At 38.1% G+C, this 12,139-nt stretch carries 9 protein-coding genes and 3 pseudogenes; 8 read left to right on the top strand and 4 right to left on the bottom strand.

Annotation, left to right across the window (positions count from 1 at the left end):
- Window positions 1-54 precede the first annotated feature (54 nt).
- Window positions 55-935: pseudogene (locus AAZO_RS28565) on the top strand (IS701 family transposase).
- A 278-nt stretch (window positions 936-1,213) separates the two neighbouring features.
- On the opposite strand, the gene AAZO_RS03640 reads toward AAZO_RS28565, so the two are convergent.
- On the bottom strand, window positions 1,214-1,936 hold the full coding sequence (locus tag AAZO_RS03640) for a superoxide dismutase (RefSeq protein WP_013190214.1): 723 nt from the start codon (window positions 1,934-1,936) through the stop codon (window positions 1,214-1,216).
- 718 nt (window positions 1,937-2,654) lie between these two features.
- Between AAZO_RS03640 and AAZO_RS03635 the strand changes: the two are divergent.
- The 3 genes and pseudogenes from AAZO_RS03635 (at window position 2,655) to AAZO_RS40860 (ending at window position 3,862) form a co-directional block, all read left to right on the top strand.
- A pseudogene (locus tag AAZO_RS03635) lies at window positions 2,655-3,458 on the top strand (SDR family NAD(P)-dependent oxidoreductase).
- Between the two features lie 101 nt (window positions 3,459-3,559).
- Window positions 3,560-3,694, top strand: a complete 135-nt coding sequence (locus AAZO_RS40865; RefSeq protein ID WP_266888031.1) for a hypothetical protein — start codon at window positions 3,560-3,562, stop codon at window positions 3,692-3,694.
- Window positions 3,695-3,739: 45 nt separating this feature from the next.
- The gene (locus AAZO_RS40860) at window positions 3,740-3,862 is read left to right on the top strand and encodes a hypothetical protein (protein WP_266888028.1); all 123 of its coding nucleotides are present in this window, start codon (window positions 3,740-3,742) and stop codon (window positions 3,860-3,862) included.
- A gap of 587 nt (window positions 3,863-4,449) precedes the next feature.
- Here AAZO_RS40860 and AAZO_RS36625 read toward each other — a convergent pair.
- The 3 genes from AAZO_RS36625 to smc form a co-directional block, all read right to left on the bottom strand.
- Entirely contained in the window at window positions 4,450-4,629 is a 180-nt protein-coding gene (locus tag AAZO_RS36625; protein WP_228371478.1) for a hypothetical protein, read from the bottom strand.
- Window positions 4,630-5,642: 1,013 nt separating this feature from the next.
- On the bottom strand, window positions 5,643-6,632 hold the full coding sequence (locus tag AAZO_RS03630) for a PRC-barrel domain-containing protein (RefSeq protein WP_013190213.1): 990 nt from the start codon (window positions 6,630-6,632) through the stop codon (window positions 5,643-5,645).
- Between the two features lie 127 nt (window positions 6,633-6,759).
- Window positions 6,760-10,413 (bottom strand): chromosome segregation protein SMC, encoded by a 3,654-nt coding sequence (gene smc / locus AAZO_RS03625; protein ID WP_013190212.1) that lies wholly within the window; start codon window positions 10,411-10,413, stop codon window positions 6,760-6,762.
- Between the two features lie 185 nt (window positions 10,414-10,598).
- Between smc and AAZO_RS03620 the strand changes: the two are divergent.
- The 4 genes and pseudogenes from AAZO_RS03620 to AAZO_RS42160 all read left to right on the top strand — a co-directional run bounded on the left by AAZO_RS03620 (window position 10,599) and on the right by AAZO_RS42160 (window position 12,094).
- A pseudogene (locus AAZO_RS03620) lies at window positions 10,599-11,034 on the top strand (GNAT family N-acetyltransferase).
- Between the two features lie 100 nt (window positions 11,035-11,134).
- Window positions 11,135-11,278: a hypothetical protein gene (locus tag AAZO_RS42170; RefSeq protein WP_338027024.1), complete on the top strand. Its 144-nt coding sequence runs from the start codon at window positions 11,135-11,137 to the stop codon at window positions 11,276-11,278.
- 267 nt (window positions 11,279-11,545) lie between these two features.
- Window positions 11,546-11,833 carry a ComF family protein gene (locus tag AAZO_RS42165; protein ID WP_338027023.1) on the top strand — a complete coding sequence of 96 codons (288 nt, stop codon included), beginning with the start codon at window positions 11,546-11,548 and terminating at the stop codon, window positions 11,831-11,833.
- 138 nt (window positions 11,834-11,971) lie between these two features.
- Window positions 11,972-12,094, top strand: a complete 123-nt coding sequence (locus AAZO_RS42160) for a hypothetical protein (RefSeq protein WP_338027022.1) — start codon at window positions 11,972-11,974, stop codon at window positions 12,092-12,094.
- Window positions 12,095-12,139: the final 45 nt, after the last annotated feature.

Below are 12,139 nucleotides of genomic sequence, written 5' to 3'. Positions count from 1 at the left end.
ATATTCATGAGAAAATAGGTAGGAGATTGTATTATATAAATATTGCTGACGGTAATGAGATTTACTAAACTTGATTACTGCCAATACTTATTAAGTAGTCAAATCGTAATGGGTACATGATATTTGATCATAGTGTTTTAGACAAAAGGTATTGTGAAGAAATAGAGATGGTGAGGAGACAATATAGTGGTAATGAACATGGCATACTCGAAGGAATTAGTGTATTCAGTTGTGTATATGTGGATTCTAAAGTCAAAAGATTTTGGGGAATAGATCACCGCATTTTTAATGCGGATGTGGATGGTAAAACCAAGATAGACCATGTGAAAGATATGCTGCAAAACCTGGTTTATTATAAGCTTTTCCCATTTGATATGGTTTTGATGGGCACATGGTATGCAGTAAACAGTTTCATGCTGTATATTGATAGCTTAGACAAAATTTATTATTGCCCTTTAAAAAAGGATCGGTTAGTTGATGATACATTTGCCAAAGGAAAAGATAAACCTATTGAATTATGAGAATGGAGTACTCAAGAGTTAGAATGTGGTAAAATTATAAAAATTAAAGGGTTTCCCGCTCAGAAAAGAGTGAAACTGTTCCGGGTTGCTGTTTCTACCAACAGAACGGATTATGTCGCTACTAACGATTTATCTCAAAGTTATACGAATGTTGTAGAAGAGGTGTGTAAAATTCGTTGGAAAATCGAGGAGTTTCACCGAGAGATTAAACAAATAACTGGCATTAAATATTGTCAATGTTGTAAAGCTAGGTTTCAAAGAAATCATATTGCTTGTGCAATGTTGGTTTGGATTAAATTAAACAATTTAGCCTGTCAAACTGGTCAAACTGTTTATCAAAACAAGCATAGATTCCTTTTTAATTATTTAATTCAGCAACTAAAATGCCCCAGTCTTCCTATGTGCTTGGTTTGAGTTCAATTGTTCCGTGCCAGGGCTACATGCCGCCCGCTATTTGTGCCAGTTACTTAAATCCTGTAAATTAGGATGTAAATCTCAAGTTGTGTATTGAATTAACTTAGCACTGACTCGTCTAGAAATTGCACCATCAGTAGTGTTAGAATTGGGTTTTATGACACATCCTGAATAATTCAACTGGAGAGTTAATCCCCAAAAACAAAAAAGTTAGCGATCACACTGACTTAAGCAACTGTAGAATGGTTTAGACATTCTCAGGACTAAAAAGATGGCAATTACCCTAATTCACTTCCATTTGCAAACCTTTGATTAATTTCATCCCAATTCACTACATTCCACCAAGCTTCTAAATAGTCAGGTCGGCGGTTTTGATATTTCAAATAATAGGCATGTTCCCAAACATCATTACCAAAAATTGGGTATTTGCCTTTCATAATTGGACTATCTTGATTTCCTGTGGTTGTGATTTCCAGCTTACCGTTTTTAGTGCGAACTAACCAAACCCAACCGCTACCAAAACGACCAGCACCAGCTTCATTAAACTTTCTTCGAAAATCTATGAAACTGCCAAAATTATCTTTAATTGCAGTTGCTACTTCTCCGCTAGGTTCACCACCACCATTAGGTTTCATTATTTTCCAAAACATCGAGTGGTTAACATGACCACCCGCATTATTTCTAACTATAGTTCTAATATCTGACGGTACCTGATCGAGATTTTGTAGCAGTGCTTCTACAGGTTTATTTTTCAGTTTTGGGTATTTGTCTAATACCTTATTTAAGTTGTTGACATAGGCTGCATGGTGTTTATCGTGATGAAACTGCATTGTTCTACTGTCGATATGCGGTTCTAGTGCTTCGTAAGCGTAAGGTAAAGGGGGTAATTGAATAGTCGGTGTTGTATGGGAAGGTGTTTCAGCGGTAGCATTGCTATCTAAAATAAAAGCACTCGCAGTAGCACCCAGTAAAAGTAAGAAATGACGACGATTTAAAGTCATAAGGCTTTTTCCACCTAATCTTTCATAAATTTACTTACAGTTTTCACTTTTTTAGATCATAACTGCAAAAACGTATTCAGGAATGGTGAGTCTTACCCCTCCACAGTATCACGTGAGTTACAACCCTATAACCCACCATAAAGTTATCACTTGAGTTGGGAATTATTCGTAGGTCGACTTATTTAACCGTAAGATAGTTTCAAGGCAACAATAAGTATCAATACTTATCGCTTAAGTAAAGGGAAAAGGACGAAGAAAAAGCTTTACCCTTTAAGTTTTAAGTATTCCCTAATGCAACTGAAAGTTTCCAAGTTCTTAACTAAGTAGTATTTTATATCAAGTCTGGTTAAAGGCACATAGTTTCAATCCCCTGTAACCAAAGGATTTGTCACTTGTTTTTAGTGTGGTTGTTCAAACGGATTTGATATCAATATGTATGATCCTTCAGCAATCCTAAACCTTGCACTTTTTTCATTCTATTTGGCTACAGTCGCCATAAAATTGTGTAATCAATCAGGCTAAATTACTTACTTACAAAATCTGTATTACGCAAAAAAGCTTCATCAGTTGCATGATAGTAAATCAGGGAATACAGGTTCTCGGATGGGAGACTGATATGGTTAACTTGAATGATGCACAGGTTACTAAAGGTTAATTTAAATAAGGTTCATATAAGAACTTTCTTGGTTTATTCAAGTTAAATTAGCTATTGTATCTAATGAAAAATGATCATAGATCCCAACAGAAAACTGCGCTTATTACAGGATCAGCACATGGAACTTGCTACCAATTAGCATATATTTTTGCTCGTCATAGTTACAATCTAGTTTTAGTGGATAAAGGTCAAGAAAAACTTGCGCTAATTGCTGAGGAATTCATCCAAAAACTTGGTATTTATGTCAAAACTTTAGTTATAGATTTATCTATATCAACATCTCCAGAAGAAATATTCAATGACTTACAGCAAGCAGCAATCAAGATTGATGTATTAGTTAATAATGCTGGATTTGGTACCTATAGAGTATTTAGCGAAACTGACCTCACTACAGAACTAAAAATGTTATAAGTAAACATAGTGGGTCTCACCCATTTAACTAAGTTATTCCTCAAGGATATGATCTACCAAGGCTATGGAAAAATATTAAATGTTACTTCAGTTGCAGCTTCTCAAGCCGGTCCACTAATGGCAGTGTATTTTGCGACTAAAGCTTATATTTTATCATTTTCCGAAGTGATTGCTAATGAAATAGAGGGTACAGGTGTAATAGTAACTACTCTTTTTCCAGGACTGACAGGATCGTAATTTCAAAAGGCAGCGACAATGGAAGAAGCCAAAATTTCTCATATTAATAGAATGATAAATAGTGAGACTATCGCTAAAATTGGCTATTTTAGCCTAATGGTAAATAAAACTATTGTGATTCCTGGTTTGAGAAATAAGATATTAGCTTAATCTGTGATCTTTGCACCTAGCAACATAGTTAGCAAAGTCGTGAAAAATATGTACGAACAAAGGAAATAGTCATGAATGTATTGAAATGAGATGTGGACTAAGAATACAATTTTGGGATGGATTAATAACTAGGGCCATTAGTAGGTACCAGTGAAGGACTAGATGGTCCAGTGGCTCAAAGTATTCATAGCCTCAAACAGTGGATAAAACAAACCCAGCCTCATATCCTTGGGGATGAAATACCCTGGGTAGTCAAATGGGTAAAACAATGGTTATGGATTTTTGCCAATAGTGACTTCCCTTGATTGCATGGGTCTGATACTCCTTGTCCTGGCGAATTAGAATCCATTGTGGGTTCAAGGTACTCTGGTGTACTCAGTTCTGATGACTTTACTGCCTATAAGGGTTATCCGGTCACAGCTCAACAGAAATGTCAGGCACATCTACCCTACCCCGTCACTTCAAGACACTAATCAAGATTCCTGGCTTCAATCACCAAGAAGTTGGCACAAAATTCATGGACCTCATAGATGGTTTTAAAAGCTACCCTTTATTCCAACAAACCCAAAACCTTCATCAATTCTTGACTTGGCCATCCTAGTTTCAACCAAAAGTTGAATCTTCCATTCATTCATTGATCAAGCCCCAGGGGAACCTGGTAAACTTTTACCTTCCTTAGGCACTAGACCTTGATCATAATTTAGCTGAACTAAGGTTAGGTTTAGCACTGACACAATAAAAAGTCTGTGGTGGTTCTCTTTCTCTGGAGCTATTCCAACATCCTGCCAATTTATTGACGGTTATACAAACTTGTCGCCGTCAAGCACTTTCTCTAATTGAGTTTTCTGACCAACCTATGAAAGCTATGGTTCACTCTGCTTTCCATACACCTTCTTCAATCCCTCCACCTTAGACCTGAATACTTACCTCATTAATTTTATTAATGAATCAAATTGTCTAATAATTGAAATATTAATAATATCCATAAACCGACTTATATATCTGTAGTAATTATAGCAAGTCTCTGAGAGGAAGAGCAGAATATACTTAATTTCAGATGTCAAATTATAAGACTCACTTTTTTATTTATCGGATTATTTATGGCTTTTCCTAATTGATTTTTTAGAGTATACTTTAAGTATTTTAAAGTTGCTCTAATTTCTCTTTGTGCTAGAGTGTAAACTAGTAAACAAAACCCCATTCTCACTGCTAATGCTTCTATTGTTTCTGGACTTTCCAAAAAACACTATGCCCTAGAAATAAGGGGTTTTCTAGAAAACTAAATCCTCTTTCACACGATTGCTGCGCTGTATATTCAGAAAGCATTTTCTCATTGCTTAGTTCCTTTTCACACAAAATATTTGTAGCAAACATAAACCTTCCTGCTCTTAATATTTCTCGGTCAATAACATCTTTATTGTCACTAACAGTTGATGAAATCTGATAATATTTTCGATTGATTCTCTTCTTTGGTATCAGTATTTTTTTCCAGCATTTCTATATTTTCTACCTGATGAGATTTAAATAAATTCTTTACTTATTTTGCTTAATTCCTTTCTAGCGTCAGCAGCACAAGGAAATTTTTATCGTGATAGTTTTTAACTTAGCTCTGAGTATTTATCAAGGCTTTTTTTATTTTCTCTGATAATTTCTTTAAGTTAGATTTTTCCTATCCTGACGTTTCTGTGATATAATAAAGGGTTATATATTTTATTTATGTGTTTTTGGTATTCTTTGTGCCCGCTAATTCAAACATAACCCTGTAACTCTAACTTCTGGCTAAAATAAAGACAAACCCCTTTTATAACATGAAATTAATAATTCTCTAAGAGGTCTAATGACTTTAAACCAGGTTTTCCATAAAAAAAACCTAAGAACCAAAATTTTTTACTTAGTCGTGTTTATTAAAACAACATCTAAACTTAATAATAGTATTCATTCCTATTTAGCTCCAATAAATTCTAGTGAATTATCTCTGTAATTAGTTTTCATGTACTAAATACATCCCTTTTATTGGGGTGTGATAGTTGTGGGTGCGGAATATGGTTTGTATTTCTTGACACACCTTTCTTTTATTCTAAATCCTCCTCTTCTTCCTCCTGACTCCTGACTCCTAATCGTCACAAATAACTTTCCTAGCAAGCCCTAGTTAGGATTTTCCAAAACACCAAAGCTAATTCACAGCAAGCATTTCACTTTTAACTTTTCTTATAAAAACCTCCTCTGACTCATGGTAGTGGGGGTTAAATAAACTTAATATCCGCCTTCTTCTTCGTATTCTGGCTGTCTTTCCTTCACCTTTTTGGGAATATTCACAGGCTTAGGTGCATCTTCCCAAGCATCACCTTCTACATCGTCATAATCGTCGTAATCGTCTGAGTATCCCTTGTTAGAAGGTTGAGGTGGGTATCTTAGTGGGACTTGATACCTATCTCTACCTGTCGCTTCACTCCAATTATCTTCTTCGTCCTCTTCATATTGAATTGATTCGTAGGAACGGGCTGGCATAACTCGTCGGTGTGGTCTTTCTTCTTCCATATAATCTTCTGTCCATTCCTCCTCTTCCTCTCCAACAGGTTCAGGAGCACGTACTTTGGGCTTAGGTGGTTGTAATGGTACTCCGCTGGGTAACTGATTGGGTGGGGCAACTACACGCGGAGCAGAATAGCCATATTCTTCTTCTGGGTCTCTTTCCCAAGGTGCTTTACCAATACCCAGTCGTTCTAGAACACCGACTGTTAACTGGTTAACTCGTTCTTCTGCACCTTCAAAGACAATTAACCGACTTGGTCCAGTGCTGACAACTTCATCTATTGAGATTTCGTAGGTACTCAAAAATTGGTCGGGTATTTGAGGTAATCCCAAAGATGCTATGACGAGGGAGTAAATTTTTCCTGTGTCTCCATTAAACTTAAAGCCCCTTACTTTCCCTAATACTTCCCCAGTTTCCGTGATAACTTCCCAGTTGATCAGGTTGCTGAGGGCTTCAACTTCAATATCTTCAATCACATCTTCGTTATCCACGAGGATGACATCACCGATTTGGTTGATGCTATTGAGATACATTTGGCGAGGTAGCCCAGAAATAGAGATCAGGCTGTCTCGTAAACTAAGCGCCACAACCTCTCTTTGATCAATATCAACCCAGACTTGACTGACAATGCCTAACCGCTTGCCATTGTCGCGGGTGATTACCTGAGTGTTTAATATATCGGAACGTCTAATAACTTGTTCAGAGGTCATTCTATACGGAGTCCTGATCTCGAATCCAGTTTATCTATAAACCATTTTTAACAGATACTCAAGGGGATTGGTAATTAGTAATTGGTAATTGGTAGACTTCTTACCTGTTACGTATTTGCTGTTCCCTTTAACTAGAGGATTGTAACTTAATACCCAATACTTGGGTATAGGCTCCTCTGGCTTGAGTAACGCCAATTGTGCGCTCGGCCGATTGTATCATCGGACGACGTAAACTCACAACAATAAACTGTGCTTGTTGTGCCTGTTGTTTAATCATTTTAGCTAATCGTTCGACGTTTGCTCCATCTAAAAACATATCAACTTCGTCAAAGGCGTAAAATGGGCTGGGACGATAGCGTTGTAGGGAAAAAATAAAACTTAATGCTGTTAAGGATTTTTCTCCACCAGACATGGAAGCAAGACGCTGTACTGGTTTACCTTTGGGGTGTGCGACTAGGTTTAAACCGCTGTTAAAGGGATCTTCTATATTATCCAGTTGGAGGTATCCGTCACCGTCGGAAAGGGTGGCGAAAATTGATTGGAAGTTTTCGTTTACTGCGTCGAAGGCTTCTTTAAAGGCGATTTGACGTAAGCTGGTAAAGTTTTCAATTCTTAATAATAGTTCTGTCCGTTCTGCTTCTAGGGTGTGTAACTTATCAGTCAGTTCCTGGAGACGATTTTGGACTTTATCATAGTCTTCCAATGCCAGCATATTGACGGGTTCCATTGTCTGTAAGCGTTTGGCTAGACTTCTCAATTCTTGTTGCAATTCTTCTAATTCAACTTGAGCAGGAACTTCTGGCAGGGGATTGGGTAATTCTGCGCCTAAATCCCGAAATTGAGTTTGTAATGCGGTTAGGTCTTCTCTCCGTTTTTCTTGGGTTTCTTGCAGTTTCTCTAATTCCCATTGTAATTTTTGTTGTCGCAGGAGGAGGGCTCGCACTCCTGTTTCCGTTATATCCCGTTTCTTTTTCTCTTCTCCTAAGTTCTCTTCTAATTGCTTCAAATCGGCTTGAATGGCTGTAATTTGGCTATTCAGTTCTGTCAATTGACTAGTAACTGTTGCGAGTTGATTGTTAACTGTTGTCTGTTCTTGTTGATATTCAATAACTCGCGTCTGAGCTTCTTGTGTTTTTTCTTGTAAACGTTGTTGTTGATTTTCTAAACTCTTCAATTGTTCTTGTGCATCCCTTAAAGCGGTTTCTTTTCCTTGTAATTGTTGCTCCTGAGTTTTAATTACTGCTTGGATTTGTTGCCATTCGCTAGAAGTTTGAGACGATTCCAACTCTGACAAAGTATGTCTTAATTGTTGCAATTGATTTTCTAAACCTGGTAGTTCCCGATTTAAAATTTCCAGACGAGTTTGTGCAGTGGTAACTTTTTCGGTGTTTTGGGATAATTGACAGCGTGCAGTTTCTACTTGCGCGGTTAGAGTCTTGATATCTTTCTCTAACTGTTCTAAACGTAACTGCTGTTCCAGTCGTGCTTGACGTTCTTCTATAAATTCTTGGGAAAGTTTCTTACTGTAGCTAGATAAATTAGAGATTGCTTCTAGACAACGATCTAAAACGCGGTCAATATCTGCCAATCTTGTCTTTAAACTGGATACTTCTTCCGATTCCTTTGCTTCACCTATGCCAAATTTTAACGCTGAACGCTGAGTATTGCTTCCTCCTGTCATTGCACCGCTGGTTTCTAATAATTCACCATCTAGGGTGACAATACGATAAAGACCGATTTGTTTTCTGGCTTGTTCTAAAGTGGTAAAAACTACCGTATTACCAAATACATACTTAAATACTTCTTGATAACGGCGATCACACTCTACCAAATTCATAGCATATTCAACAAACCCATCCGCATAACGCAAAGTTAAATCTGGGGTAAATTTTGGAGCTTGAATTTTATTCAAAGGTAAAAAAGTTGCTCTCCCCACGCGTTTTTGTTTTAACAACTCAATCCCCGCAGATGCCACTCTGTCATCTTCCACCACAATATGTCCCAAACGCGCACCCGCCGCAGTTTCCAAAGCCAAATGATGGCGGTATTCCACCTTAGCAAGGTGTACCACCAACCCACACAAACCAGGTAAACCAGATTGAATAATTATCTTACTCGCTTGTGTACCCTGAACTTCCTGCTGTGCTTGGGCTTGGGCTTCCAATTTATCTAACTGGCGTTGTTTTTCCCGTTGTTCTTGCAAAAGTCGCTTTTGAGTTTCCTGTTGAATTTGTAACTCTTGTTCCGTCGCCGCCAGATTTTCAGCTAAATTTTGAATAGGCACGGTAGAAGCATTAAATTCCGTTTCCAGTTGATTACATTCAACTTGCTTGTCTGCCAATTCCGGTTCTAAAGTGGCAATTAGTTCGGATTGTTCATGAATAAGTTGCTTTAACTGAGTATTTCTTTCTTCCAGTTGTGCTTGTTCAGTTCGTTGAGGTTCGAGAGTTTGCAGTAAAGTTTCAATTTGGCGATTTAACACAGTTTGTTGTTTTACCCAAGCTTCTGAAGCCGAAGCAATCTCAGCTACCGCTTGACGAGAAGCTTCTAAAGCTTGTTGCGTCTCATTTCGTTGTTGTTTAAACGATATTACCTGTGCAGTTTCTACATCTTGTTGTTCAATAGCTTGTGACAGAGAAACTTGATATTGTTGAATTCCTTCCTGAGTTTGCATCAAACGTCTTGCAGATTCTTTTAAAGCCGTTTCTAAATCGCGCTGCTGACGTTGAAATTCCTTGCGTTCTACTTCGTGAATAGCGAGGTTAGACTGAACCGCTAAAAGTTCCTCTTCCCCCAAAGCTTTGACACGAGAATTGAGTTCCTCAAGTTCAAGAGTTTTTTGAGAAATATCCGAGTTAACAGTGTGAAGTTGATTGGTAAAATCCGTAAAAGATTGTTCACCAGCTTGAATTTGTGCTGTTAACTTTTCGTGCTGTACTTGGAGAGAACGGTAGGATAACACAGTTTGCCAAGACTGCTTATGAACAAATTCCGTCCGTAACTTTTGATATCTTTCTGCCTTAGCCTTCTCTTGACCCAAGCGATCGCGCTGTACAATTAACTCAGTCTCAATAATCCGACAACTGTCTTCCCTTTCCTTCACCTTATCCAAAGTTGACTTAGCTTGAATAATCTTCCGATCATAAGCCGCTACCCCAGCCAACTCATCAATAATTTCCCGACGTTCCCGCGCATTCATCGAGATAATGCTAGTTACATCACCCTGCAACACCACATTATACCCTTCAGGATAAACCCGCAGTTCCTGTAATTGCTCATGCAATTCAGTCAGAGTGCAAGAAACACCATTAATATAATAATTGGACGTATAAGTTCCTTGCTGTGTCACCCTTAAGCGTCTAGTAACACTCCATTCTTTTGGGGACTGGGGACTGGGGACTGGGGACTGGGAATTATTGTCCTCTTCCTCCCCAATATCTCCTGTTTCCCCTGCTTCCTCTACTTCCTTTACTTCCTCCCTCTCCCCCTCTGGCTTTCTGCATAAGACAATATCTGATAAATCAAAGGTCACTGTCACACTGGCTTCCAAGGAGGAACGCCCCTTATGCTTTTGGGCATTATTCACCAAATCTGGTAAACGTTCAGCCCGCATTCCCTTAGAACTAGCTAGTCCCAAACAAAACAGCAAACCATCGAGAATATTTGATTTACCAGAACCATTGGGTCCAGATATGACAGTACACCCCGGCAGTAAAGGGACAGAAGTAGTACCGCCGAAGGATTTGAAGTTTGTAAGTTCAACGCGCTTGATATGCACCATTATGGGCGCTGCTTAACTCTTGAGAGAGGCTCAAAGAACAAGTGTATCAATTATTTTAATATATGCATATGCAACTCTTGAGAAGAAGGAATTTTGATTTATAGTAGCTTTAATGTGTGGGCTATACTTTTCTTATAGAAAATTAAGTAAAGTAAGTAATGAAACATTATTAACAAGATTTTGTAATTCGTGATTGGGAACCCAAAGACTGTACACGAGCAGCATCTGTAATTAGTTATGTATTATCAGAATATGGTTTGGGTTGGGAACCTGACAGGGCAGATAGAGATATGTTAGAAATCGCACAATATTACATAGAACCTGGGGGCGAGTTTTGGGTAATTGAACACCAAACTTAAATAGTAGGTACGGGGGCATATTATCCTATTAACCGGGGTGAAAAAGCTTTAGGAATACCCAAAGTGTATCTATTACCAAATATGTGGGATTTAGGTTTAGGGAAGTATTGATTAGAACAAATAGAATTAGCGAACGCTAAACATGGCTTTGAGCAAATTTGGATTGAAACAGCCACTATATTGAAAGAACCAGTCCAACTATATCCCCACCACTGGTGTGGAAACAAAAAGGTGTGATCCCATTTATGTGAAATATATTTAGGGGACTGAAGTTCTCTTTTTATCTCTCCATTAAGTAAAAAATAGGAGTAGCAAGATGAGCGCTCACAAAGTAGAAGCTGTTTTAACTGAAAGATGTAACCTTGATATTGCGGGGCGGTGTTTACCTAACTTTTCATGCAGGGGAAGGATTAGAGGTTATTATTCTCGAAGCTAAAACTCCACAGACTCAAGAAGCACTACCTACCCAACCAGAAAAAAATGCGCGGGAGAGTAGTCCGTTATGATGACCCTACAAAACCCGTCGCTTTAGAAGATTGGGAAGTTTTGCAATGATTATACTTGATACACATATCTGGGTTTGGTGGGTTGACAGTAACCAACGATTCACTACAAAACATCAGGAATATATAGAATAATAGTCAGTCTCAGGGTTTGGGAGTATATTCAAAAATTTACTCAATCTTTTTTTACAAAGCAACTGACCTATCTGTTAGCTCATTACACACGGAGGGATTTTTGAAAATTGTACTAAACAACTCCAACCCTGTTACTTGAAAAATCCTAACTATTTTTTATGGCAACAACCATTACCAGTTTTTGGTTGGGGAAGTTATGGAGGTTTATTGAAAAGAGTGATCGCAGTGATGAAATATGAAAACCAGCCGGAAATTGGGCGAGTTTTAGGTACTCCTTTGGGAGTAGCATGGTTCTTAAATACTCCTCAATTAAATAAAAAACCTGTAGTCATAGTCATACTACTCCACACCAAAAAACTCAAAGAACGAGGTTACAACCAAGCCACACTCATAGCTGAAGGTTCCTGCCAAAGAACGGGTTGAAAGTTAAAAGCAAATGTTTTAGCGAGAATTAAAGAAACTAAGGCCCAGTTTAGTGGGCCCGGGTCTGACCGAGAACAAAACCTAGCCGATGCTTTTTCCATAGGACAAGATTTTAGCTGTCGTCACCCAGATGCACCAGTGCTGTTAGTGGATGATATTTATACCACAGATGCAATTGGCGAATCTGCTGTTTACACAGTTCATCAAAGTAGCATTTCTGTACTTGGTTTAGCTGCTGTTGCCACAAATAGTTCACAATAGATTCAGCCTCAAGTTTATGGGCAATTTCCAATTGGGAAACCTATA

The organism is 'Nostoc azollae' 0708, assembly GCF_000196515.1.
Taxonomy (GTDB): domain Bacteria; phylum Cyanobacteriota; class Cyanobacteriia; order Cyanobacteriales; family Nostocaceae; genus Trichormus_B; species Trichormus_B azollae.
The sequence above is the reverse complement of the archived record's forward strand: the minus strand, read 5'-3'. Positions and strand labels throughout refer to the sequence as shown.

What these genes read in the sequence shown, in the direction of transcription:
- AAZO_RS03640 (WP_013190214.1), bottom strand. Translation starts at nt 1,936, where the DNA reads ATGACTTTAAATCGTCGTCATTTCTTACTTTTACTGGGTGCTACTGCG.
- AAZO_RS03630 (WP_013190213.1), bottom strand. Translation starts at nt 6,632, where the DNA reads ATGACCTCTGAACAAGTTATTAGACGTTCCGATATATTAAACACTCAG.
- smc (WP_013190212.1), bottom strand. Translation starts at nt 10,413, where the DNA reads ATGGTGCATATCAAGCGCGTTGAACTTACAAACTTCAAATCCTTCGGC.